The following is a 24651-nucleotide window of genomic DNA, read 5'->3' on the forward strand; positions in this document are numbered from 1 at the left end:
CGTCCCCCGACCCGCACCCGTCCGGTGCACCATGGCCGGAACGACGTACGAGGACGGGGAGACGACGTGGACGAGAAGTTCTGGGACGACAAGTACGGCGAGAACGGGCAGGTCTGGAGCGGCCGCCCCAACGGGGTCCTGGTCAGCGAGGCGGCCGACCTGCAACCCGGGCGCGCCCTCGACGTCGGGTGCGGCGAGGGCGGCGACGCGCACTGGCTCGCCGAACACGGCTGGACCGTCACCGGTGTCGACCTCTCCCGCGTCGCCCTCGCCCGTGCCCGCGAACTGTGCCGGGACCTGCCCGTGGACCTGCGCCACCAGGACATCGCGAAGGAGCCCCCGGAACCGGGCGCCTACGACCTGGTGTCCCTGCACTACTTCCCGCTCCTGCGCGAAAAGGGGCACCCCGCCCTGCGCGGGCTCGTGGAGGCCGTCGCACCGGGCGGGACGCTGCTCGTGGCCGGCCACGAGATGAGCGGGCTCCAGGCCCAGGGGGCCGGGGACTCCGACCAGGGCGACTTCTACCAGCCCTCGGAGTTCGCCGCCTTCCTGGGCGAGGGGTGGACCGTCGAGGCCGACGGGGTCCGCCCCCGCGTGGACAGCGCACCCGAGGGCACCGAGCACACGCACGACGTGGTCCTGCGCGCCCACCGCTCGGCCTGAACCCGAAGGGCGCGGGGCACACAGGTCTCGCAGGCTCACCGCCCCGCCTGCCCGGCCCGCCCCCGCCGAGCGCAGCCTCAGGCGGGACCGCGGCCGCCGCGCCGCTGGCGCGAGGCCTCGTACAGCACCACCGTGGTCGCCGAGGCGGCGTTGAGCGAACTGGCGCTACCGCCCATGGGGATGCACACCAGGTCCTCGGCCTCCTCGCGCCACCGGTTGCTCAGACCGGTCGTCTCGTTGCCGGTGAGCACCAGCGTCGGGCCGCGCAGGTCGTGCTCGGCCAGCTCGGCCGCGCCGGCCTCGTCGGTGGCCACCAGGCGCAGCGGCACACCACCGGCACGCACCTGCTCCACCCAGGCCAGCACCTCCCGGGCCGAGGCTGCGCGCACCACGGGCACCCCGAACAGCGACCCCGTGCTCGCCCGCACCGCCTTCGGGTCGTAGGGGTCCGCGGCGTGCCCGCCAACGATCACGGCCGATCCGCCCAGGGCGTCGACCGAGCGCACCACGGAACCGATGTTGCCGGGGCTCGTGGGTCGGTCCAGCACCACACCCAGGAAGTCGGGGCCCACCCGGATCCGTGACAGGTCGTCCTCGGGGGTCTCGATCTCGGCGAGCAGCTCGGGCGGTTCCTCCTTGTCGCCGAGCTCGCGCATGAGCTCGTCGGCGACCGCGTAACGCGTCGCCCGCACCGACCGCAGTGTCTCCTGCGCCCAGTCCGACAGGCGCCCCTCGGCCCGGTACAGCCAGGAACGCACCGTCCACCCGGCCTCGACCGCCATGGAGATCGGCCGCACGCCCTGCACCAGGATCGCCCCGGACCGGTGCCGCTTGGTCCGGTTGTGCAGCAGCGTCTCCCACTGCTGGAACGTGGCGTTGCGCGTGGTGACCCGTTTGTCGCCGGTAGGGTCCGAGGGACGGCGGTCGCGGGAAGGGCGTGATCTGGTCATAGGCACCGGAGATTACCAGGTGGCGCCGGGGCCACCGGCGCCCCGCGATCCCCGGACAGGGGCGTTCGCGGGGCATCCGGCGCCCGGTGTCAGCGGCCGGGGTGGTGGGCCGGCACCAGCAGCTCCACGTTCCGGTCGCCCGCCTCGCCCAGATTCGCCTCGTCGGCGTGGATGTCGTTGAGCGACAGCTCCCGGTAGAGCGAAGCCAGCCCGGCGGGGGAGAAGTCGCCGTGATCCACCCGGTACGGGCTGTCCGCCTCGATCAGAGTCGTGAAGAGCGACATCGTCCCGTCCTGGTTGTCGACCAGCTCGATGCAGCGAGCAAGCTGCGGGTGATCGATGTGCGAGGCGGTGTTGATCTCCCAGAACCCGCGCTCGGGGCGGTCGGAGGTGTGCGCCCGCACGTTGTTGGCGTGCGTGTGCCCGTTCACCCAAGCCAGAACGTTCGGGTACCGGTTGAGCATCCCCACCAGGATCTCGCCGATGTAGCGCACCTCGCCCGGCCGGCGGCTGTCCGGCAGCGGGTTGTTCATCGTGTCGCTCGAGTGGTGGCTGAACAGGATGAACAGCTCGTCGCTCACATCCTGGGTCTGTTGCCGACCGAGCCGGTCGTAGTAGGTCGAGCTCGCAGAGCGCAGTGTCTGCTCCACCCAGTCGAACTGGTGCTTGCCGATGGAACCGTTGGCGAGCCCGGCCAGCGTCGTGGTGTCCATGCTGATGCCGGTCACCCCCTCGGCGATCGTGAAGGTGTAGAAGCAGTCCGTGCCGTCGGCGTTGGCCTCGGAGAACCCGTGCCCCACCGGACCGGGACCGGTGTTGGCCTCGTCCAGGTGTGCGGCGACGAACCCCTCGGTGTCGAACGGCGCCCGACGCTCGTCCGGGGTCACGGTGGACACGATCGTCGTGGAACCGGCGGTGTCGACCTCCTCCTGGTGCGCCACCGCCTCGGGCAGCTCACCCACCTGGTCGGGGTCGGACTGTGCGGCCGCCGCCTGCTCGGCCGCGTCCCCCTCGGCGAACATGATCTTGCGGTCGCCGGTGAAGGCCTCCGTCAGCAGGCCCGCGGGCAGCGTTCCGGACGGGGTGTTGTCGTGGTTGCCGATCGTGCAGTACCAGGGCACGTCCAACCCCGGGGCGCTGAACTCCGCCATCGCCGCCTCCAGGAAACCCGGCAGGTGCGGGAACCCGGCCTCCGACTTGTACCGGTCGGACACCTCGCTCTCGGGTTGCCAGTACAGCTCCGCCCCGGAGTTCTGCACCCCCTCGAACACGGACGGGTCGCCGGTGTTGGGCGTGACCGCACCGCCGTTGAGCAGCCTCATGAGCCAGTCGAGCTCGATCTGCTCCTGGTTGTCGGTGTTGTCGCCGGTGGTCATGACGAAGTCGAACGCGCGCCCGGTCACCGGCCCGGACCGGAGCGCGTTGACCCGCTGCACCAGGGCAGAGGCGCCGATCTGGGCCAGGGCCTCCTGGGGGCGGTGCGCTCCGGTTCCCAGGATCGGGTGGGTGTACTCGAACCGGAGCGGGCTCTGCACGTCGATGACGTGGGTGTCGGTGAACTGCACGAACGCGGTCAGAGGCTCACGCCGCTCGTCCCGGTCGGGCTCGGCCTCCACCAGGTCCTCGCGCACCTCGATCGGCCAGCCGGGCCCGGAGGACAGCAGCCGGTAGCCGTCACCGGTCGGGGTGGCGACCTCTGCCAGGGTGGTGCCCTCCGGGTCGGTCACGCGGTCCAGCGTCCGGCGCATCAGGCGGTCGTGGGTCGCGGCGGACACGGGCAGGGGCAGGCCCAGGGACAGGCCCAGGCCCGCCCCGGCGGCCAGGAAGCCGCGGCGGTGCAGAGAAGCCATACGGGGGTCCTTACGGCCCCGAGCGGGGCCAGGAGGGAACGGGGGCGCTGGACATTCAAGGGGAGCGGGGCCCGCGCGGCAACGGGTGCCCGCGCCCTTGCGGTACCCCCGCCCGGAACGTCCGGGATTGCCGCTGGGTAAGATCCCGGGTTCGGTCTTTTCCGGTCCCGGGTACGCGCGGCAACGGCGTGCACCGGTGCGGGAACACCGTCCACCTGCGGTTCCCCGGTGTGTACCCCCGCGTTCGTGCGCGCCTGGGCGGGCCGTCACGAACATGAATCTCTTTCACGTCTGGCCGGATGTGGCCACGGCGTTCACGGAACGGATGGGACACGGGTGTCACGAGGGCAGCGTGTGCGAGCTGCGATCGCATGGGTGGGTCTCGGCCTCATCGCCGGGGCGCTGGCCTGGTCGCCGTTGGGGGTGGTCCTGTCCATCGGAGCCCCGGAGGAGGGCATGACCGAATGGGCGGGGCTGGGAACGGCCCTGTCCTGGTTCCTCGGCCTCTCCGTTCTCGGCATTGCGGTCCGGTGGCGCGTGGGCGAGCCCGACCCCGCGACCGAGCCGCGCGGAACCGGCTGTCTGGTGCCCGCGCTCATCATGGCCGCAGTCGGAACCGGTCTGGCCGCGCTCGCCTATCCCGGGTGGGACGAAGACATGGCGACGGTCGGCCCGGTCCAGGCCAACACGTGGCTGGTCGCCTGTGCAGTCGCAGCCGGGTTGCTCCTGCTGACGGCCGCGGCCGAGCGCCCCTCCCCTCAGCCGCTCGCGCGCACGTTCCCGGCCTTCGCAGCCGGATCCCTGGCGGTCGTCCTGACGGGCGGTCTCGTCAACATCGTGCACTTCCCTCAGCCGCGGCACGAGGTCGCCGACGAGCCGTCGGAACTGGGGGAGCCGGCCCCGGTGCCCGAGCGCGTCGAAGAGGTCGGTTGGGAGTGGGAACCCGAGCTCGGAAGCTCCGTCCTACGGGTCGAGGAGGGTTCACACGGCCCGCTCGTGGTGCTCACCGACGGGGTTGTCTCCCTGGACGGAACCGACGGCAGCGAGATCTGGTCCTACCGCCGCCCCTACGCCCCGCACTTCGAGGTGTGGGTGGACGGCGACCACGTCATCGTCTCCCGGGTCCCCGCGGTCGGCACGGAAGGCCCACTCGTCGACGTGCTCGCCCTCGACAGCGGTGCGCCCGAACCCGGGCTCCAGGGGATTGCACAGCTGAGCGAGGACGACGCTGAAGCCCGCGACGAACTCAGCGGCGACCCGGACGAGGACGTGGTGGCACGCACGGCCGAGCACGTGATCCGTTCCGAAAGGGACGGCTTGGTCGACCCGGACACGCAGCTGGTGTCGGAGGAGGTCGGCACCGGGGTGGAGCGGTGGTCCGTGCCCCGGGCTCCTGAGGGACGCTCATGCCGGGGCGTGGACACGCAACTGCGCCACGGCCTGCTGATCTCCATCGACACCTGCCGGGACGAGGACGAGGTCGAGGACACTGAGGATGACGACCCCGGGGACATTGAGGCCGACGAACCGGTCGACAGGGATCACGTCGTCCGGGCACTCGCCCCCGAGACGGGCGAGCAGGTGTGGGAGCGTACGTGGACCTTCCCCGACAAGGACAGTTCCGGCATCTACTTCGGCGGCCCTGCCGTCGGCGCCTCCTCGGTCCTCCTTGTGGGGTTGGAAGGCCGAACGTGGGACGGGGCGGTGCTCGACCTCGCCACGGGCGAGGACGTCTTCACCCTGCCCGAGAACCTCAGTGAGGAGCGCACGCGCTTCCACGGGTACCTCGGTGGCGACAGCGAGAGCGTGACCTATTCGGTCGAGCGTAGAGGTAGAGGTGAGGAACCCGTGTTCGAACGCGTCGGCCCACAGGGGGACGTGCTGGAAACGGTCGAGAACGCCCCCGACCGCTTGAACGGTATCGGGCACTCCACCGCGGTCCTCGACGAGACGGTCCTCTTCATCATCCGTTGGCAAGACCACCCCACCGTCGCCGTAACAGAGTTCGGCCAACGGAGGGACGCCGCCACCGACGAACGCATCCGGCTGGACGAGCAGGAGGGGGACGTCGGTTGGAGTGCACTCGTCCCGGTGCCCGGTGCGGTCGTGGCGGTCGCCGAGGCGGACGAGCCAGAGGTCGGGGACCCGGACGAGATCCGCACCGAAGGAGCGGTCCGGGGGCTGACGCCGTGAACGCGTCCGCTGGGTTCTACGTCGGCACAGCGGACATTGAGGACGGAGGAACCCCGTGACAGGGGAGCAACAGCACGGACGGGTGCGGAACGCGCTCGTGTGGTCGGGCGTGGGGCTGCTGGCCGGAGCCCTCCTGTGGGCCGCGGTGTTGGTCACCGTGGCCGACGGGGACGTGTTCGAGGGGACCGGGGGCTGGTGGATGCTCTCTTGCCTGGTCGCCGCCCTCGTCCTCGTGTTCGGCGTGGTGGAGAGGCCCGGCACAGAGCGGACCAGGGGCGGGTACCTGTTCGGGATGTCCTGGGCGATCGGCGCCGGGCTGCTCGCGGCCTGGATGGCCTTCCCGCGGGACACCTTCGCCGCCACCACGGACAGCCGGTGGTCCTTCGATCCCTCACCGTCCGCCGTGCACCTGTGGCTGGTGGCGTGCGCGACCGTGATCGGCTGCGCGCTCGTGCTGTCCGGTTCGGGCAGGGCCGATCCGAGGCCGTTCCGCTGGAGCACGCTGTACTCCGGCGCGGGTGTGCTGGCGGTGGCACTGGCCGGCGCGCTGGTCGCCCAGCTCGTCGTGCCCTGGGTGCCGCACCGGGAGGGCGGCGCCGAGGGTGACCCCGCCCCTGTTCCGGCCGACGTCTCCGAAGAGGGGTGGTCGTGGCGGCCGCCCATGGACACCGACATCACCGGGGTGGAGGCCGGACGGCACGGGCCGATCGTGCTGCTCGGCGACGGGGCCGTGGCCCTGGACGGAACGGACGGCACCGAGCTGTGGTCCTACCGGCGCCCGTACGACGTCGTCACCCACGTGTGGACCGAGGACGGCCACGTCCACGTGCGCCACCGGCCCCGGACCGAGGACGACACCAACGAGGACCTCAGCATGGCCCAGTTCGAGGGCGGCGATCACTTCGAGACCGCCCGACTGCACACGGAGACCGGTGCGCTGGTCGATGAGGTCTCCGGTGCCCCTCGCCCGTCGGTCGCCCGGCCCGGTGAGCACAGCGAGGAGATGGTGCACGAGACCCTGTCGCTGCCCGAGAACTGCGTCGTCCACCGCACCGAGGGCTACGGCCACCGGCTGGCGGGCGTGGTCGGCTGCGTCGACGAGGAGCACACCGAGTCGGCGGTCGCGTCCGGGGACCCCTTCGGTTTCCCCGATTCCGAGGTCGAGGTCATGGTCGTGGCGGTGGACCTGGAGGAGGAGAGCGAGCTCTGGCGTACGGAGCGGTTCGACCCGGGCGAGAACGAACGCCCCCGCCTCGCCGATGCCCCGGGTGCCCCCGCGGTCGTCGTCGGGAACGGCCCCGACGGGCGCACCGTGGTGCTCGGCGCCGACACCGGCGAGGAGCTCGTCGCGTTGCCCGAGGAGCTCGAAGCGAGCGAGGACCTCATCGGGCCCGCCCAAGTCGACGCGGACGGAGCCGTGATCGCGGCCGGCACCGGCGGCCGAGACCTGCAGACCACGTTCCACCGGGTGGACACCTCGGGGGAGATCACCGACTCGGCAGCGGTCGAGGACGTGTACCTCGACGCCAAGGTCGGTGGCGACAGGATCGCCGTGCTCGACGAGGCCGTGGTCATCGCGGAGGGCGGCGATCCGGAGCACGACGGTCATGCGGGGCTGGTGGTCGCGCCCTTCGGCGAGACCACCAGCCTGTACGACGAGATCGTGCTCCCGGGGGAGACCGAGCACCTGTCCGGCCTCGTGAAGGTCCCGGGTGCGCTCGTGGTCTCGATGGAGGACGGGGAGTCCCAGATCCTGCGGGCGTTCGTCCCTTGACCCGGGTGGCGACGGAACGCCTTCGTGGGACGGGGCCGGAACGCACGCCCGGCCTGCGGGGACCCGGTTCTGACTGGTTCGAGCGCCCCCGCGAGTGCGATAGAGTCGTGTCCTGTCGGTCGCCGCACACGGCGCAGCAACCGCCGGGACGTGGCGCAGTTTGGTAGCGCACTTGACTGGGGGTCAAGGGGTCGTGGGTTCAAATCCCGCCGTCCCGACACAGAAGCAGCAGGTCATCGAAGGGCCCACCATCCGGTGGGCCCTTTTTGCCGTCCAGGTGGAGTGGAAGCGGGGCTGGACCGGGGCAGTGGGCGCTCCGTCCAGGTCGTCCTCGAACAGGCCCGGATCGACACCGGCCAGATCGAGGGCGCCCACCAGCGACGATCAAGAGCGAGCTGTCCCGCCCGCGCCGCGAGAACGCCCAACTCCGAGCGGGACGCGAGACCCTGCTCAAGGCCACAGCTTTCTGGTGATCCACCGGCTGATCGACTAGGAACAGGCGCACCACCCCGTCTCCCGCTCGACCTCGCTGCTCGGTGTGTCCGGCAGGGTTACTACGAACACGTCGCCCAGGGTGTGCTTCGTGCGCGATGGGGCGACCGCGGCCCGGAGCGCAATTCATCCGAACCGTCCGAGGAAAACGGGCTCAACCTTTTTCCTTCTGAATGCGGTCGATGAGCATTTTCTTTCCTTGCTCACCAGCCTTCTGGTTATTCTCCTGGATCGGCGGAACCAGCGCACGAGCTCGTCGTCCCCCTGCCTCTCCGCGTCTTTGATGTAGCTGTCCAAGCGCCACACGTTCTCCAATGACTGGTGGACCGCCCAGATCAAGTTGTAGTTCTTGTCCTTGAGCGGGCTCTCTGCGTCTGCCATGACAACCTCCTGGGTCAGCGCTTTCTCACTCTCAAGAGCCCCTGCCCGAAACCGGCGGACGGTACACAGAGCACAGGTGCAATATCTTCCTGGCTCTGGCCCGAGGTCATGAGCCGGCATTCAGCGCCCCCCCCGGCGTGGATCTGAAGGCGGACGTGCGGCTGCAGCGTGGCCGCCTCGCTGTGCGTGGCTCGCTCCAGAAGCTCTTATGGGCCGACCTCGAGGATTGTCAAATGCGCTGAGCGCATGTCCGGAGCTCGGGCAGATAATAAAAAAGGTCAAGGACGTTTGTGTCCGGATGCCCCCACACTGCTGTTCGCAGCTGTAACGTGCACCTCTCCTCATGTTCTTCCTCCATCTTTTGCAAAGGATGATTGAAGATTTTCAGTTTCGTTCACGTCGTTTTCGTGTCGGGCTCCTGGGTAGTGGGAGACGCACGGCTCACCGTCTGAACGAGCACATTGACCCGGAGAGCGGAACGGGATAACGAGGGCGTGAGCCAGTGCCCGGCCGAAGCTGAGCCCGGGAGGCCCATCGGTTCTGGGGCCACAACAGGCAGCCAAGGCAGGGTTTCCAGTGAGGGGGGAGAAATGAAGGCTGTTACATGGCAGGGCACGGGCGACGTTCGGGTGGACAATGTAGACGACCCGAAGCTGCTGCAACCGAACGATGCCATCATTCGAGTGACCTCGACCGCCATTTGCGGATCGGACCTGCACCTGTACAACGTCCTGGGTATGTTCCTGACTCCGGGAGACATCATCGGCCACGAGCCGATGGGGGTCGTGGAGGAAGTCGGGTCGCACGTCACCCACATCGTCCCCGGGGACCGTGTGGTGATCCCTTTCAACATCTCCTGCGGCTACTGCTGGATGTGCGAGCGCGGGTTCATGACCCAGTGTGAGACGACCCAGGTCCGAGACCAGGGCAAGGGCGCCCAACTCTTCGGGTACACACAGCTCTACGGTGCGGTTCCTGGCGGACAGGCAGAGTATCTGCGCGTCCCGCAGGCCCAGTTCGGGCCGATCAAGATCCCGAGGACGGGCCCCGACGAACGGTTCCTGTTTCTGTCCGACGTGCTGCCCACGGCCTGGCAGGCGGTGCGCTATGCAAATATCCGACCCGGTGACACCTGCGCCGTGCTCGGGCTGGGGCCGATCGGGCAGATGTGTGCGCGCGTGGCCCGCTACCTCGGCGCGGACAAGGTCATCGGGGTCGACAACGTGCCCGAGCGCCTCACGATGGCGCAGCGCCACGGTGTCGAGACCGTCGATCAGAACGACGGGGACGACGTGCCTTCGGTGATCCGGGACCTGACCGACGGGCGAGGGGCGGACGGCGTCATCGACGCCGTGGGCATGGAGGCCCACGGTGCACCGAAGCAGGAGCTGGCGCAAAAGGTCGCGGGAGCTTTGCCCGACTCCTGGGCCCAGGGAGCTATGGAGAAGTTCGGCGTCGACCGCCTCTCCGCGATGTACACGGCATTCGAGTCGGTGCGTCGGGCCGGCACGGTCTCGCTCTCCGGGGTCTACGGTGGCCAGGCCGACCCGATACCCATGATGGACCTGTTCGACAAAGGCATCACGGTTCGGATGGGGCAGGCCAACGTCCGGCGCTGGGTGGAGGAGATCCTGCCTACGGTAGCCGGTGAGGACGACCCGCTCGGGACAGAGGATCTGGTCACCCACACCCTGGACCTGGAGCGGGCGCCCGAGGGGTACCAGATGTTCAACGACAAGGCCGACGGCTGCGTCAAGGTGGTGTTGCGTCCATGAGCCGGGGTGTACGGCTCGATGGTGCCACAGTGGTCGTCACCGGTGCGTCCAGCGGTATCGGGCGGGCAGCCGCGTCACGGTTCGCCAAGAAGGGAGCGAACCTCGTACTGGCCGCCCGTGGTGAGGCGTCCTTGGCCGAGGCCGTGCGAGAGTGCCGTGCCGCCGGTGCACAGGCTCTGGCGGTTCCCACTGACGTCACAGAGGGAGACGCGGTCACGCGGCTGGCGGAGATCGCGGCGGATGAGTTCGGTCGGATCGACGTGTGGGTCAACAACGCCGCGGTGATGGCCTTCGGCACGGTGGACGAAGTCCCCTTGGAGGTCCAGGACCATGTTCTGAACGTCAACCTGCTCGGTCAGATCCACGGTGTCCGGGCGTCCCTCCCTGTCATGAAGAAGCAGGGAGCTGGGGTGCTCATCAACGTCGCCTCGCTCTACGCCAAGATGACCTCTCCCTATGTCACCTCCTATGTCACCAGTAAGTTCGGGGTCGTCGGTTTCTCGGAGGTACTGCGCCAGGAGCTCAAGCCCTTCCGCGGCATCGACGTCTGCACAGTGCTGCCAGGCTCCGTCGACACCCCGATCTTCCGACACGCTGCAAACTACACCGGCCACCGGGTCAGGCCCGTACCGCCGATCTCCTCACCCGAGCGGGTGGTGCGCGCTCTGGTGCGTTCGGCGGAACGACCCCGGGCAGAGGTCACGGTCGGCATGACGCAGCGCGTGGCCTCGTGGGGGCACTCGCTGTTCCCCTCCCTCTACGATCAGCTCGCTCCTCCGGTCATGCGCGTAGCGGCCTTCAGCCGCGAGTCAGAGGACGCATCCGATGGCAACGTGTTCGGACCGATCACGGAGTTGGCCTCGGTGACCGGCGGCTGGCGCAGTCCGGCCACACGGGCCCTGGCCGCCACGGCCGCGGCGCTGGCGATACTGCTCGTTGCGACATTCCGACGACGTGGACGGGCCGGGTCGGGGCGGTGGTCGCGATGACGGAGCGGGAGTCGCTCTTCCGCGAAGGTGGGACGTCGGCCGAGCGCTGGGAGCAGCTGCGCCAGCACCACCGAAGGATCGTCTGGATCCCCTGCACCCTGATGTTCCTGGGTTTCTGGCAGCTCCTGGCTCCGTTGACCCTGGCCTATCGCAAGGAGGAGTTGTGGGCGGTCCCCAGTGGAGGCCGCGGCCCTTGGTTCTTCGAAGACGCCACGATGGATGTGCTGCGTGCAGACCTGACGACGTGGTCGGCGGTCGGTAGCGGCGCGCTGCTGGTGGTGCTGGGCTGGTTGGCATTGCGGCCCAACCGGCCTGTGGTGTGGTGGGGCGCGTGCTTCGTGGGGCTTTGGCTGCTGTCGGCTCCCATCATGTTGTGGACCCCCAGCGCGGCAGCGTACGTGAACGACACACTTGTAGGGACGCTGGTGGTGGCGCTCACCATTGTGCTTCCCGGTATTCCGAACGAACCGGCGTTCGAGTCCAAGGGGAAGGCCACACCACCCGGGTGGAGCTACAACCCTTCGAGCTGGCCACAGCGGCTCATCCTGATCGCTGTCGCGTGCGTCGGGCTGTTCGCATCGCGCTATCTCGCCGCCTACCAGCTCGGCTACGTGGACGAGGTCTGGGACCCCTTCTTCGGTTTTTCCGAGGGAACGCAACGGGTGCTCGACTCCGAGTTGTCCCATGCCTTTCCTGTCTCCGACGCGGGGCTGGGTGCGATCGCCTACAACCTGGAGATCCTTGCGGTCTTGGGAGGCAACGCAGCGCGCTGGCGTACCTCGCCCTGGACTGTGGCCATCTTCGGCGTCCTGGTCCTGCCTCTGGGCCTGGCCCACGTTGCTCTCATCATGTCCATGCCGGTCATCGTGCAGGCCTGGTGCACGCTCTGCTTGGTCGCGGGGGCGGTCGCCCTGCCGATGGTGGTGTTCGCCGTCGACGAGGTGGTGGCCATGGGCCAGCACCTGCGCCGGGCCAGGGAACAGGGTGACCGCGGCGGCTCGACTTGGAAGGTGTTCTGGCTCGGGAGTACCTCGGAAGGGAGCACGGCTGACGGACGCACTCCTCAGATGCTGGACCTGGGTGAACGGCCCATCCGGGTCGTGGGCGCCTCCCTCTGGGGGGCCAGCGCACGCCTACCGCTACTGGGCGCTGTGGCTCTCAGCATCCTGCTCTATGCCACACCCGGCATCTACGGTCTGGAGCCGGGTGAACCCCAGGCCACGGTGGCGCACATCGGAGGGGCCGTGCTCATTGTCGTCACGGCCGTGGCAGTGGCCGAGGTCATCCGACCGGCACGCCTGTTGGCTGTGGTGGCCGGGCCGGCGGTGGCAGTGTCCGTATGGTTCACAGGAGCGGGGCCGGCGGTCTCGGTTCTTGTCCTTGGCGTCGGCCTCGTAGCTGCCGCGCTCTCACTGCCGCGCGGCCCCTTCAGGGAGTCCTACGGTGACTGGTCCTCGGTGGCGGCGTGGCCACGCTCGCTGGGCGCCCCGAACCAGATCATGAGAGAGCCCTGAGACGCGGCCGGACGGGGCCCTTGTACAAAGCAGACAACCTTGTGCCGTGTCCTGCCGGAGGTGATCTCGGTGCTGGTCCGGATGATGCGGATGACCTGGCGGGCGTGGGTAACTCAAGACCGCCGGCGGCCAGGACCTTGGCGGTGCGGTCTCGCCGTTCTGCCTGCGCGTGCAGCCGCGGCTGGTTGCCCTTGACCTGGAGCAGGTAGTGGGTTCCGGCCTGTTCGGCGAGGTAGCGGGCGGTGGGGCGCTGGGTGTGCCCACCACTGTCGCTGCGCATGGACGACCGACCGAGCACACACCACCCGCTGGCGGCATCCGATGGTACTTCGCAGAGCGCCTCACCGGGTGAGTCGCTCAGAACGCGCGGACTGCTCCGGGATGGCGTTCCCGGCGTGACAGGCTCCGTACGGTCGCCGGTCCGCCTTCGCGCGCTGCGGCGATCTCTCCGAGCAATCCGGCAGTGATCCGGTACGCCTCATCGGAGATCTCCGCGGAGGCGTCGAGACCGACGCCGACAGCGAGATCGTCGAGGTGAACCACCAGTTCGAGCAGGCGGGTGCGCAGATACTCACCCATGGTCAGGACAAGGCCTCCGAGGACCTCGACCCGACGATCGAGTTGTTCCTCGTCGAGTCGTTGTTCGAGGATGCGGCGGGCCGAGGAGAACTGGTCGGCCAGCGCTCGAGCACCCTGGCCCGAGGCTTCTGCGCCGCGCTGACGCACGGCGCGGTGGAAGTCGCTGTCGACAGGGTCGTGTGTGGCGAGCACGGTCAGGAAGTAGTCGGCCGCCTCCGACGGGGCACGGCCCGAAGAAGACTCCGGGGCATCGAGACAGGTCAGAACCGTCTGCACGGCCCGCGCGAGATGCCCGGACAACGCACCGACCGTGTACCCGTCGAGTGAACTCGGGGCATTCCACCGGCTCGCGACGGTCGGGTGTCTCAACAGCCTCTCGGCTGCTTCGGCGGTACGGAGGAATACCTGGTCGATCACGCCGGTCATGGTAGGCCCGGTGCGTGGCGAAGGACCGTGACCGACACGATCGCCGGGTCGTGGGTTCCGAGCCCGCCGTCCCGACAGAAGCAGCAGGTCATAGAAGGGTCCTCCGCGTGACCGGCGGAGGCGAAGAAGCAGAGCGCGGGTGCGAAGGACTCACGGTTCGTCGCACCCCTGCCCGACCGTCCGGCGGCGGGCAGTGGGGACGCGTTCTACCCCTGGCTCCGTTCGAAGCGGTCCACCGACCAGCGCTCGACCGAACGCCCCTGGCTGTCCTGGAAGCCGGGAACGGTCTCCTCGGGATCGACCAGGATGATCCGGTGCCCGGCGTCGATGAGCTTGGCCGCCATCGCCGCCGACGTCCGGCGGGCCACCGGCAGCACCTCGTCCACGCGGCTCATGTCGAAGACCACCAGGTCGGTCGGCGGCGGGTTCCCGATGAGCTCGTGCGTCAGCGCCTCGATACTGCTGAGCACCATGTCGCCCTGGAGCACGTAGACCGTCGCCGGCTCTCCCCCGACCGCCACCGCGCGGGTCTCCCGCAGTGACGAGCGCGCGGGCCGGCCCGCCTCCATCAGGTGCAGTCCCAGGTCCTCGGAGAGTTTCTCCATCATCACCACGCCCCGCGCGCTGTTGCCGTGAGCGTCCAGCCGGGGTGAGAAGACCGCCACACCGACCTGGCCGGGCAGCACACCGATGATGCCCCCCGCGACGCCGCTCTTGGCGGGGATACCGACACTGGTCAGCCAGTCCCCGGCCGCGTCGTACATGCCGCACGAGGCCATCACGCTGAGCACGTGCCTGGTGGTGCGCCTGCTGAACAGACGGAGGCCGGTTTTGGGCTGGACACCGCCGTTGGCGAGTGTGGCCGCCATGAGGGCCAGGTCGTGTACGGTCACCGACGCCGAGCACTGGCGGATGTAGCCCTCGACGGCGGCGGCCGGGTCGTGGTCCAGCCGGCCCGAGGCGTGCAGCAAGTAGGCGAGCCCGAGATTGCGGTCCCCGGTCGCGAGCTCCGACGAGGCCAGCGCCTCATCGATCTCCACCCGTCGCTGTGCGAGGTCGGAGAAGAGGCCCAGGACGCGGTCGACGGGCTCGGCCCGGTCGCGCTCGACGAGCGCGTGCGTGGCGATCGCCCCGGCGTTGATCATCGGGTTGCGGGGCTTGCCGGTCTCAGGATCCAACGACAGCTCGTTGAAGGCCTCACCGCTGGGCTCGACGCCGACGCGGTCGAGGACGTACCCGAGCCCGTGGTCCTCGATCGCCAGCGCGTAGGCGAAGGGCTTGGACATCGACTGGATGCTGAACCGGTCGTCGGTGTTCCCGCTCGCGTACACCGTTCCGTTGACCGTGCACAGCGCGACCGCCACACGCTCGGGGTCCGCGGTGGCGAGCTCCGGTATGTAGTCGGCCGGGGAGCCGGAGTCGACGTGATCCGTCCCGGTGATGATGCCGTCGAGGTAGTCGAGGATCGGTGAGCGCATCAGGGTTCTCCTGTCCCGGGATCGGTGCCGCCGCGTGCCGTGGTCCTCCAGGGGCCCTCCGCAGGGCGGGGCAGGCGTGGCCACGAAGTGGGCCCAGAGTAGTGGCGCTGCATGTCGGCGTACTGACTGACATGCGCATTCGTGGCTCACAATGGGGATGAGTCCGGCGTCAGGGCTCGGTCGAACCGGTCGTGGAGGCACGCGTCCTGGGACGGATGGTGGATGGTGGAAGCGCAGGAGGGGCAGGCGAGCAGGCCCCGCACCGCGGGTGCCTCGGCGTTGCAGCCCGCACGCGCCCCCGCGTCGCCGTGGCGTGCCGTCGCTGCGCGGGTCTGGCTGGAGCTGAAGAAGGGCCACGCCGGTCTCCTCGCCGCGGGGATGGCGTTCAGGGCGCTGCTCGCACTGTTCCCGGCCATGCTCGCCGCGGTCAGCATCTTCGGCATCCTCGCCGATCCGGATGACCTCACCGACCAGATCCGGGACTGGCTCGCAGCCCTTCCCGACGAGGTGAGAGCGCTGATCGAGGGTCAGCTCGTCACCATCGCCGAGACCGAGACCGGGACGCTCGGATTCACGTTCGCCACCTCGGTACTGATCGCCCTCTGGAACGCGTCAGGAGGCATGTACGGCTTCATGGAGGGCTGCAACGCCGCCTACGACGTGGCGGACGGCCGCCCCTACCCCGTCAGACGCGCCATCGCCCTGCTCCTGGCCCTGGGCGTGGGTGCCTTCGTCTGTGCCGGGGTCGGTGTGATGGCCGGGGTCCCGGCACTGCTCGGCCACCTCGGTCTGGGCGAGGGCGCCACGCTCGCGATCCGGATCGGCCAATGGCCTCTGCTCGCGTTGCTGACCGTGGTGGGGCTGGGTGCGGTCTACCGGATCGCGCCCCACCGTCCGAGACGGTCCCGCCGCTGGGTCACACCGGGTGCGTTGATCGCCATGCTGCTGTGGTTGTTCGGTTCCTTGCTCTTCACCTACTCCGTGCAGCGGTTCGGTGACTTCGGCGCGACCTACGGAGCGATCGCCGGGGTCATCGTGCTGATGCTGTGGCTGTGGTTGTCGTCGCTCATCGTGCTGCTCGGGGCCACGATCAACGCCGAGTTCGAACGCGCGCACGAGGCGTCCCCGGTCGCCGCTGCTCCGGGGCCGGACGGGTGATGTGGTCCAATGCGTGGAATCGCTCCTGCCTGCCCTGCCCGCCCTGTGAAGACGGCCGCCACCGCATCCTGGTGGTCAGCGCCGTGGCCGGGCGGGCAGTGCAGCGCCATCGACATCACCTCCTGACGACGTGGGGTTCGTAGAAGCGCCCGACAGAGCCCGGGGCGGTTCGTCCGGGAACAGGCGCTTCACGGGGCCGCGCCCCCGGCGTTGCAATGCGTCGCGTGCGTACCCGGGGGCGGGGGTTAGGCCCGGGAGACCCTGCCCGTGCGCTCCGTCAGGGCCCGCCCGTGCGCGGCCGCGCTCCCCGCGCTCCGTACCATGGGTGCGACCTCGAACACGCGGGACCGCCCGCGACGGAAGGAGCCCCGGTGTCCGACGCAGCGCCCGACGCCCCCGAACGCGCCCTGGTCGTCATGGCCCACCCCGACGACGCGGACTTCTCCTGCGCCGGGACCGTCGCCCTGTGGACCCGCGCCGGGGCCGAGGTCGTTTACCTCATGGTCACCGACGGTGAGGCCGGCGGTGACGAGCTCACCATGGACAGCGTCGAGATCGGTGCGATGCGCCGCGAGGAACAGCGCCGCGCCGCAGCCGAGGTCGGGGTCGACGACGTGCGCTTTCTCGGGTACCCCGACGGACGCCTCGTGCCCACCCTCGACCTGCGCCGCGACATCGCACGCGTCATCCGTCAGGTGCGGCCGGAGCGTGTGGTCATCCCCAGCCCCGAACGCGACTGGGACAGCATCCCCGCCAGCCACCCCGACCACATGGCCGCCGGTGAGGCTGCGATCAACGCCGTCTTCCCCGACGCGCGCAACCCTCACGCGCACCGCGAACTCCTCCTCGAGGAGGGGTTGAAGCCGTGGCCCGTCCCCGAGGTGTGGGTCGTCGGAGGGCCCGGCCACCACACCGACATCACCGACGTCTTCGACCGCAAGCTCGCGGCGCTGGCCGCGCACGAGAGCCAGATCGGCGACATCGGCGAGATCGAACCGATGCTGCGCAAGTGGATGGGCATCACCGCCGTCGAGGCCGGTATGCCCGAGGGGAGCCTCGCAGAGTCCTTCCGGGTTGCCCGCATCGGCTGAACCCGCACCGGTCGAGGGAGTGGGTGACCTGCGTCGACGCGGGCCCGGAGGGTAGGCGCGGGCCGCGTGCGGGTAGCGCTCCGTACAGGGGCGCATGTCACTGCGGCCCCGTACGGCGACCGACGAGGGCTGAGGTGAGGACGGTGTTCCGGGACCGACTCGAGGCGGGTGAACGCCTGGCCGACGAACTGGCCGCGCAGGAGTGGAATCGGCCGGTCGTGCTCGCCATGCCGCGCGGGGGAGTGCCTGTCGCTGTCCCGGTCGCCCGCCGCCTGGGCGCAGTCCTGGACGTGGTCGTGGCCCGCAAGATCCCCGTCCCCGGCAGTCCCGAGGTCGCCGTCGGCGCCACTACCGCCCAGGGGCCGCCCCTCTTCAACCGGCGGTCCCTGGAACGGCTCGGGCTCACCGAGGACGATCTGACCGACGCGGTCGGTGTCGAACAGGGCGAGGCCCAGCGCCGGGTCGAGATCTACCGCGGAGGGGCCGCGGAACCCGAGGTGCGCGATCGCGATGTGATCGTCGTCGACGACGGCCTCGCCACCGGGATGAGCGCCCGTGCTGCCCTGGGGCACCTCCGGGAGAGCGGCGCCGCCTCGCTCGTACTGGCCGTACCCGTGCGTTCCCCCGACGCCGCCCCCACCGACCTGTGCGACCGGGTCGTGGCGGTGCAGGTGCCCGACGGGTTCCGGTCGGTGGGGGAGTGGTACGAGGACTTCACACAGGTCGCCGACGACGAGGTCAGGCGCCTGCTCGCCAGGGCTTGAGGCCCCAGGGCGTGGGGTTTTCTGGGTGGCCGAGGTGAATCTACAGCGTCAAGGCAGCGCTGGTCCTCGAGCGCCATCGACCGGGGAAGCGCCTCCGGTCCGGTGAAAACCCACGAAAACGATTCATGCGCCGGATGACCCGGTGCTCCGCCCTCCGTTCGGCCTACTCTTGACGCTCTGTGTGTGTCGTGGGTAACTTGCTTCCGGCGTTTTTGTAAAACGATTCAACACCTCCGCGCCACCCCCGAACGGAGCCCCACCGTGGCCACAGAGCACCACGACCCCCGCGACCTCCGCGACCGTGCCCGAACGGTCCTGCGCCGGCAGAGCATCGAACTGCCCTCCTGGGCCTTCGGGAACTCCGGAACCCGCTTCAAGGTCTTCGGCCGCCCCGGCGTTCCGCGCGACCCCTGGGAGAAGATCGCCGACGCCGCCCAGGTCCACCGCCACACCGGCGCCGCACCCACCGTCGCGCTCCACATCCCCTGGGACCGCGTCGACGACTACGCAGCTCTCGCCGACCACGCCCGCGACCTCGGTGTGCAGATCGGCACCATCAACGCCAACGTCTTCCAGGACGACGACTACATGCTCGGCAGCGTCGCCAACCCTGACCCCGCCGTGCGCCGCAAGGCCCTCGACCACCTCCACGCGTGCGTCGACGTCATGGACGCCACCAGCTCCCGCGACCTCAAACTCTGGTTCGCCGACGGCACCAACTACCCGGGACAGGACGACCTGCGCACCCGCCAGGACCGCCTGTCCGAGGCTCTGCACCGCGTGTACGACCGGCTCGGCACCCATCAGCGCCTGCAGCTGGAGTACAAGCTCTTCGAACCCGCCTTCTACTCCACCGACGTCCCCGACTGGGGGACCGCACACGCCCACTGCCTCGAGCTCGGCGAACGCGCCGTGGTCTGCGTCGACACCGGCCACCACGCCCCGCACACCAACATCGAGTTCATCGTCGCCTTCCTCCTGCGTTCGGGGAAGCTCGGCTCCTTCGACTTCAACTCGCGGTTCTACGCCGACGACGACCTCATGGTGGGCGCCGCCGACCCCTTCCAGCTCTTCCGGATCATGCACGAGGTCGTGCGCGGCGGGGCCCTGGACGAGGACTCCGAGGTCGCGTTCATGCTCGACCAGTGCCACAACATCGAACCCAAGATCGCCGGCCAGATCCGTTCGGTCATGAACGTGCAGGAGGCCACCGCCAAAGCCCTGCTCGTCGACTCCGCCGCGCTCGCCGCCGCCCAGCAGGAAGGCGACGTGCTCGGCGCCCACGGCGTGCTCATGGACGCCTTCAACACCGACGTGCGCCCCCTCCTCGCCGAACTCCGTGAGGAACAGGGCCTGGACCCCGACCCCATGGCCGCCCACCTGCGCTCCGGCTACAGCGAGCGCGCCGCCGTCGAACGCAAGGGCGGAACCCAGGCCGGGTGGGGCGCGTGAGCACCGGCCCCTCCCACACCGACGCGCCGAACCACCACGAACAGGGGAGCCCCGTGACCGAACGCGTCGTCGCCGAACTCGTCGAGCGCAGCAACACCCTCGGTTCCGACCCGCGCAACACCAACTTCGCCGGCGGAAACACCTCCGCCGCCGGCACCCGCACCGACCCCGTCACCGGCGGCCCCGTCGAACTCCTGTGGGTCAAGGGCTCCGGCGGCGACCTGGGCACCCTCACCGAGGACGGCCTGGCCGTTCTGCGACTGGACCGCCTCCGCGCCCTCGTCGACGTCTACCCGGGCGAGGACCGGGAGGACGAGATGGTCGCCGCCTTCGACCACTGCCTCTTCGGCAAGGGCGGAGCCGCACCCTCCATCGACACAGCCATGCACGGCCTGGTGCGCTCCGCCCACGTCGACCACCTGCACCCAGACTCCGGCATCGCCCTGGCCACCGCCGCCGACGGCGAACGCTTCACCCGCGAGTGCTTCGGCGACCGTGTGGTCTGGGTGCCCTGGCGGCGCCCCGGGTTCCAGCTCGGTCTCGACATCGCGCGCATCGCCGAGGAGAACCCCGGCGCCATCGGCGCGGTCCTGGGCGGCCACGGCATCACCACCTGGGGCGAGACCAGCCAGGAGTGCCAGGACAACTCCCTCGAGGTCATCCGCACCGCCGAACGCTTCATCGCCGAGAACGGGCGCCCCGACCCCTTCGGCCCCGTGCTCGACGGGTTCGAGCCGCTGCCGGAGGAGGAGCGCCGTGCCCGCGCGGCCGCCCTCGCCCCGACCGTGCGCGGCCTGGCCTCCACCGACCGCGCCCAGGTCGGGCACTTCACCGACTCCGAGGAGGTCCTCGAGTTCCTCGCCCGCGCCGAACACCCGCGGCTGGCGGCCCTGGGCACCTCCTGCCCCGACCACTTCCTGCGCACGAAGGTCCGCCCCCTCGTGCTCGACCTGCCCGCGACCGCGCCCTTGGACCAGGTCGTCGAGCGCCTGCGCGAGCTCCACATGCGCTACCGCGAGGACTACAGGCGCTACTACGAGCAGCACGCCGACGCCGACAGCCCGCCCATGCGCGGTGCCGACCCGGCCGTCGTCCTCGTGCCCGGGGTCGGCATGTTCACCTTCGGAAAGGACGCCGAGACCGCGCGCGTGGCAGGCGAGTTCTACGTCAACGCCGTCAACGTGATGCGCGGGGCCGAAGCACTCTCGACCTACCGGCCCATCGACGAGTCCGAGAAGTTCCGCATCGAGTACTGGTCGCTGGAGGAGGCCAAGCTCCGCCGGCAGCCCGCACCCGAGCCCCTCGCCACCCGCGTCGCGTTCGTGACCGGCGGGGGGGGGGGNNNNGGGGTGAGCGGTATCGGCAGGGCCGTCGCCGAACGCCTGGCCGCCGAGGGGGCGTGCGTGGTCGTGGCCGACCTGGACGCCGAACAGGCGGAGAAGGCGGCCGCGGAGATCGGTTCCGCCGACACCGCCGTGGGCGTCGGATGCGATGTCAGCGATGCCGGGGCCGTCACCCGGGCCCTGGAAGAGGCCGCGCTCGCGTTCGGCGGCGTCGACCTGGTGGTCAACAACGCCGGGCTGTCGATCTCCAAGCCCCTGCTGGAGACCACCGAGCGCGACTGGGACCTGCAGCACGACGTCATGGCCAAGGGCTCGTTCCTGGTCTCGCGTGAGGCGGCCCGCCTGATGACCACGCAGGGCATGGGCGGCGACATCGTCTACATCGCCTCCAAGAACGCCGTCTTCGCCGGGCCCAAGAACATCGCCTACTCCTCGGTCAAGGCCGACCAGGCCCACCAGGTGCGCCTGCTCGCAGCAGAGCTGGGCGAGCACGGGATCCGCGTCAACGGCGTCAACCCCGACGGGGTCGTGCGCGGGTCGGGCATCTTCGCCGGGGAATGGGGTGCCCAGCGCGCCGCGGTGTACGGGGTGGACGAGAAGGACCTCGGCGCGTTCTACGCCAAGCGCACGATCCTGGGCCGCGAGGTGCTGCCCGAGCACGTGGCCAACGCGGTCCACGTGCTCACTGCCGGGGAGCTGTCGCACACCACCGGCCTGCACGTGCCCGTCGACGGCGGTGTGGCGGCCGCCTTCCTGCGGTGAGCGCCCCGCACGTGGCCGTCGACCTGGGCGCCTCCAGCGGGCGCGTGGTCGCCGGTCGGCTGGAGGACGGACTGCTGCACACCGAGGAGGCCGCCCGGTTCCCCAACGGCCCGGTCCCCGTGCCCACCGCACACGGCGAACGCCTGCACTGGGACGTGCTGTCGCTGTACTCGGGGATCCTCGCGGGTCTGCGCGCGGCCGCTCCGGACGGGGGCGCTGCCTCGGTGGGCGTGGACTCCTGGGCGGTCGACTACGGGCTGCTCGACGCGGACGGGGAACTGGTGGGCAACCCGGTCCACTACCGGGATGCTCGTACCGACGGTGCGGCCGACCGGGTCTTCGCTGACCTGCCGGCCGAGGAGCTGTACGCGGTCAACGGTCTGCAGGTGCAGCCCTTCAACACCCTGTTCCAGCTCGTGGCGGCCTCCGGGAGCGCCCACCTGGGTTCGGCGCGCGACCTGTTGCTGCTGCCGGACCTGATCGGGCACTGGCTCACGGGCGGGCGTGTCGCCGAGCTGACCAACGCCTCCACGACGGGGATGGTCGACGCCGGAACCCGGGACTGGTCGCAGCGCTGTCTGGACCTGCTCCGCGACCGGTACGGGGTGCCGGCCGCCGATCTGTTGCCCCGGATCGTCGCGCCGGGGAAGGTGGTCGGCCACCTCGGTGCCGCCACGGGGCAGGCCGCCGGGTCCCCGCTCGTGGCGGTGGGCTCGCACGACACCGCTTCGGCCGTGGCGGCGGTGCCGGCCCGGCGGCACACGTTCGCCTACATCTCCTCGGGCACGTGGTCGCTGGTGGGCGTCGAACTGGACGCGCCGGTGCGCACGGAGGAGGGGCGCGCGGAGAACTTCACGAACGAGCTCGGCGTGGACGGCACCGTCCGGTACCTGCGCAACGTCACCGGGCTGTGGCTGTTGCAGGAGTCGTCGAGGGTCTGGCGCGAGCGCGGCGCGGAGATCGGTATGGACGACCTGTTGGAGCGCGCCGCGCGTGTGCCGGCGCTGTCGTGCGTCGTCGACGTCGATGACCCCCGGTTCCGGCCGCCGGGGGACATGCCGGCCCGCATCGCAGAGTACGCGTCCGAGACCGGGCAGCGGCCCCCGGAGTCCGACGCCGAGGTGGCCCGGTGTGTGTTCGACTCCCTCGCGCTGGCCTACCGCAGGGCGGTGCGCAAGGCCGCCGAGCTGAGCGGCACCTCTGTCGATGTGGTGCACGTGGTCGGCGGGGGATCCCGCAACACCCTGCTGTGCCGGCTCACCGCCGAGGCGACGGGCCTGCCGGTGGTGGCCGGGCCGGCGGAGGCGACCGCGGTCGGCAATCTGCTGGTGCAGGCCCGTGCGGTCGGTGCCCTGCAGGGTGACCTGTGGGACCTGCGCAGGGTCGTCGGGCACTCCTTCGGCGTGCACACCTACGATCCCGAGGGCGCGACCGCCCCCTGGCAGGCCGCCGAGCGCCGGTTGGCCTGAGCGCGCGGCCCCTCGGGCCGGTTCCGAGGGGCCCGCTCAGCCCCCTGCGCGTCCGGATGCCTGGAGCCGTTGCCACTTGGCCATCGATTCCTTGATCTCCTCGCGCATGAAGGCGAAGAACCGGCGGGTCTCGTCCAGGCGCCGCCCGGCCGGGGAGTCGGCCCCCAGTATCGCGACGCCCTCGTGGGCGCCTGCCTGCACCTGGAACAGCACCGGATCCGACTGGCTGGTGTAGCGGGNTAGCGGCTCCAGGTGTGCTCGTGGACCCGGCAGAAGACGTGCCGGGTCCCGGGTTCGCGGCCGCGTTCGACCAGGTGGATCTGCACCAGGTACTTGACCGCCCCGGAGATCGCCGGTGCTCCGACGCCCAGTTGGCGGGCGAGCTCGGCGGCCGAGAGCTTCCCGGAGTCGGTGACCAGCAGCGCCGAGTACACGCGCGCGGCCGTCCGGGGCATCCCGGATTCGACCATGATCTGCGCGAACCGTTCCCGGAAATCCGTGACGGCGTCTTCGTCGGCTCGCGTCATCGCAGCCCCCCGCAGTATTCAAGAACTTCACAAATTTCGTGAAGTTAGTGTAGCATCGTTCCATGGAAGAGACCGAACTCCGCGGAGTGCAGCAGACCCTCGGTCCCGTACTCCGGGCCAAAGCACTGGACAACCGGCTGCCGGATCCGATTCTCGGCGACCGATATGCCGAGCAGGTGATGCGCCGCCTCGACCCCGACTACGACAAGGGCAGGTTCGGCAGCAGTCAGGTCGGCCTGGCAGCCGTGGTGCGCGCCAAGGCCCACGACGACTGGGCCCGGGCCTTCCTCGCCGACCATCCCGATGCGGTGGTGCTGCACCTGGGCTGCGGCCTCGACACCCGGGTGCAGCGGATCGATCCGCCCACCACGGTCGACTGGTTCGACCTGGACTACCCCGACGTCGTCGAACTGCGGCGCCGGTTCCTTCCGCCGCGCGAGCACCACACCCTGATCGGTTCCAGCGTCACCGATCCGGCCTGGCTGGAATCGGTTCCCCGCGGCCGGCCGGTGCTGATGATCGCCGAGGGGCTGGTTCCCTACCTGGCCGAGGCCGACCTCCGAGCGTTGCTGGCCGGTATCGTCGACGCGTTCCCCGCCGGCCGACTGCAATTCGAGACGGTTCCGGTCTGGACGTGGCGCAGCTCCAAATGGGACCCGACGCTGCGCAAGTACGGAGCCCGATTCCACTCCGGCTTCGACGACCCGGCCGCGTTGGCCGACTGGCACCCGCGGCTGGAGTACGTCGACGAGGCGCCGATGTACGACGCACCGGAACTGATGGCCAAGGCGCCCGCGAACGTACGCCGCATGTACCGCCTCCTGAACCTGGTCCCGGGCATGAGACGGTCGATGCGCATCGTGCGTTTCCGGTTCTGAGGTCTGTTGTGCGGTGGGTGGGGAGGCGGTCGGTGGGCACCCGCCTTCCGGATCCGGTGTGGGCGTTGTTCTGTGGTGCTGCCTCGGGTCGGGGTGTTTCGGGTCGGGGTGTTGTGTGGTGTTGCCTCGGGGGTGGTGGTTCG

19 protein-coding genes, 1 tRNA gene and 1 pseudogene are annotated in these 24651 nt (G+C 70.1%); 14 read left to right on the top strand and 7 right to left on the bottom strand.

What is annotated here, in order from left to right; all coding sequences use genetic code 11:
• Window positions 1-66 precede the first annotated feature (66 nt).
• Window positions 67-663 carry a class I SAM-dependent methyltransferase gene (locus tag D474_RS0122130; protein ID WP_017615678.1) on the top strand — a complete coding sequence of 199 codons (597 nt, stop codon included), beginning with the start codon at window positions 67-69 and terminating at the stop codon, window positions 661-663.
• Window positions 664-740: 77 nt separating this feature from the next.
• On the opposite strand, the gene D474_RS0122135 is transcribed toward D474_RS0122130, so the two are convergent.
• Together D474_RS0122135 and D474_RS0122140 are read right to left on the bottom strand one after the other, a co-directional pair.
• Window positions 741-1613, bottom strand: coding sequence for a TrmH family RNA methyltransferase (locus D474_RS0122135; RefSeq protein WP_017615679.1), 873 nt, complete (start codon window positions 1611-1613; stop codon window positions 741-743).
• An 89-nt stretch (window positions 1614-1702) separates the two neighbouring features.
• On the bottom strand, window positions 1703-3463 hold the full coding sequence (locus D474_RS0122140; RefSeq protein WP_017615680.1) for a TIGR03767 family metallophosphoesterase: 1761 nt from the start codon (window positions 3461-3463) through the stop codon (window positions 1703-1705).
• A gap of 354 nt (window positions 3464-3817) precedes the next feature.
• On the opposite strand from D474_RS0122140, the gene D474_RS0122145 reads away from it, so the two are divergent.
• The 3 genes from D474_RS0122145 (at window position 3818) to D474_RS0122155 (ending at window position 7648) form a co-directional block, all read left to right on the top strand.
• Complete coding sequence (locus D474_RS0122145) at window positions 3818-5656, top strand: hypothetical protein (RefSeq protein ID WP_152476989.1); 1839 nt, start codon at window positions 3818-3820, stop codon at window positions 5654-5656.
• 55 nt (window positions 5657-5711) lie between these two features.
• On the top strand, window positions 5712-7430 hold the full coding sequence (locus D474_RS0122150) for a hypothetical protein (RefSeq protein ID WP_239647147.1): 1719 nt from the start codon (window positions 5712-5714) through the stop codon (window positions 7428-7430).
• Between the two features lie 144 nt (window positions 7431-7574).
• Window positions 7575-7648 (top strand) — tRNA-Pro (locus D474_RS0122155).
• Between the two features lie 400 nt (window positions 7649-8048).
• On the opposite strand, the gene D474_RS29645 is transcribed toward D474_RS0122155, so the two are convergent.
• Window positions 8049-8303 (bottom strand): hypothetical protein, encoded by a 255-nt coding sequence (locus D474_RS29645; protein WP_239647148.1) that lies wholly within the window; start codon window positions 8301-8303, stop codon window positions 8049-8051.
• Between the two features lie 590 nt (window positions 8304-8893).
• Between D474_RS29645 and D474_RS0122165 the strand changes: the two genes are divergently transcribed.
• From D474_RS0122165 to D474_RS0122175, 3 genes are read left to right on the top strand one after another with little or no spacing between them, the layout of a single operon-like run.
• Window positions 8894-10078 carry a zinc-dependent alcohol dehydrogenase gene (locus tag D474_RS0122165; RefSeq protein ID WP_026118706.1) on the top strand — a complete coding sequence of 395 codons (1185 nt, stop codon included), beginning with the start codon at window positions 8894-8896 and terminating at the stop codon, window positions 10076-10078.
• Window positions 10075-11067, top strand: a complete 993-nt coding sequence (locus D474_RS29650; RefSeq protein WP_040704192.1) for an SDR family oxidoreductase — start codon at window positions 10075-10077, stop codon at window positions 11065-11067. The genes D474_RS0122165 and D474_RS29650 overlap by 4 nt, the downstream gene beginning before the upstream one ends.
• Entirely contained in the window at window positions 11064-12581 is a 1518-nt protein-coding gene (locus tag D474_RS0122175; RefSeq protein WP_152476991.1) for a vitamin K epoxide reductase family protein, read from the top strand. The genes D474_RS29650 and D474_RS0122175 overlap by 4 nt, the downstream gene beginning before the upstream one ends.
• A 357-nt stretch (window positions 12582-12938) precedes the next feature.
• Here the strand turns inward: D474_RS0122175 and D474_RS0122180 are convergent, their stop codons facing one another.
• Both D474_RS0122180 and glsA read right to left on the bottom strand, forming a co-directional pair.
• Window positions 12939-13577: a maleylpyruvate isomerase N-terminal domain-containing protein gene (locus tag D474_RS0122180; RefSeq protein ID WP_161628700.1), complete on the bottom strand. Its 639-nt coding sequence runs from the start codon at window positions 13575-13577 to the stop codon at window positions 12939-12941.
• Window positions 13578-13792: 215 nt separating this feature from the next.
• Entirely contained in the window at window positions 13793-15064 is a 1272-nt protein-coding gene (gene glsA, locus D474_RS0122185; RefSeq protein WP_017615687.1) for a glutaminase A, read from the bottom strand.
• A gap of 222 nt (window positions 15065-15286) precedes the next feature.
• On the opposite strand from glsA, the gene D474_RS0122190 reads away from it, so the two are divergent.
• From D474_RS0122190 to D474_RS0122215, 6 genes are all read left to right on the top strand, one after another.
• Window positions 15287-16222, top strand: a complete 936-nt coding sequence (locus D474_RS0122190) for a YihY/virulence factor BrkB family protein (RefSeq protein WP_017615688.1) — start codon at window positions 15287-15289, stop codon at window positions 16220-16222.
• A 416-nt stretch (window positions 16223-16638) separates the two neighbouring features.
• Window positions 16639-17313: a PIG-L deacetylase family protein gene (locus tag D474_RS0122195; RefSeq protein ID WP_040704202.1), complete on the top strand. Its 675-nt coding sequence runs from the start codon at window positions 16639-16641 to the stop codon at window positions 17311-17313.
• Between the two features lie 143 nt (window positions 17314-17456).
• Window positions 17457-18077 carry a phosphoribosyltransferase gene (locus D474_RS0122200; RefSeq protein WP_026118707.1) on the top strand — a complete coding sequence of 207 codons (621 nt, stop codon included), beginning with the start codon at window positions 17457-17459 and terminating at the stop codon, window positions 18075-18077.
• Window positions 18078-18338: 261 nt separating this feature from the next.
• Window positions 18339-19529 (top strand): L-rhamnose isomerase, encoded by a 1191-nt coding sequence (gene rhaI, locus D474_RS0122205; protein ID WP_017615691.1) that lies wholly within the window; start codon window positions 18339-18341, stop codon window positions 19527-19529.
• Window positions 19517-21634 carry a bifunctional rhamnulose-1-phosphate aldolase/short-chain dehydrogenase gene (locus D474_RS0122210; protein ID WP_017615692.1) on the top strand — a complete coding sequence of 706 codons (2118 nt, stop codon included), beginning with the start codon at window positions 19517-19519 and terminating at the stop codon, window positions 21632-21634. The genes rhaI and D474_RS0122210 overlap by 13 nt, the downstream gene beginning before the upstream one ends.
• On the top strand, window positions 21631-23103 hold the full coding sequence (locus D474_RS0122215; RefSeq protein WP_040704195.1) for a rhamnulokinase: 1473 nt from the start codon (window positions 21631-21633) through the stop codon (window positions 23101-23103). Before D474_RS0122210 ends, D474_RS0122215 begins: the two co-directional genes overlap by 4 nt.
• 36 nt (window positions 23104-23139) lie before the next feature.
• Here D474_RS0122215 and D474_RS32410 read toward each other — a convergent pair whose 3' ends face one another.
• Together D474_RS32410 and D474_RS34360 are read right to left on the bottom strand one after the other, a co-directional pair.
• Window positions 23140-23316, bottom strand: coding sequence for a hypothetical protein (locus D474_RS32410; RefSeq protein WP_017615694.1), 177 nt, complete (start codon window positions 23314-23316; stop codon window positions 23140-23142).
• 128 nt (window positions 23317-23444) lie between these two features.
• Window positions 23445-23630, bottom strand: a pseudogene (locus D474_RS34360) (MarR family transcriptional regulator); the annotation flags it as partial.
• 62 nt (window positions 23631-23692) lie between these two features.
• Here D474_RS34360 and D474_RS0122225 point away from each other — a divergent pair.
• On the top strand, window positions 23693-24508 hold the full coding sequence (locus tag D474_RS0122225; protein ID WP_017615695.1) for a class I SAM-dependent methyltransferase: 816 nt from the start codon (window positions 23693-23695) through the stop codon (window positions 24506-24508).
• Window positions 24509-24651: the final 143 nt, after the last annotated feature.

The organism is Nocardiopsis salina YIM 90010 (genome assembly GCF_000341025.1).
In the GTDB taxonomy this organism is placed as follows: Bacteria; Actinomycetota; Actinomycetes; order Streptosporangiales; family Streptosporangiaceae; genus Nocardiopsis; species Nocardiopsis salina.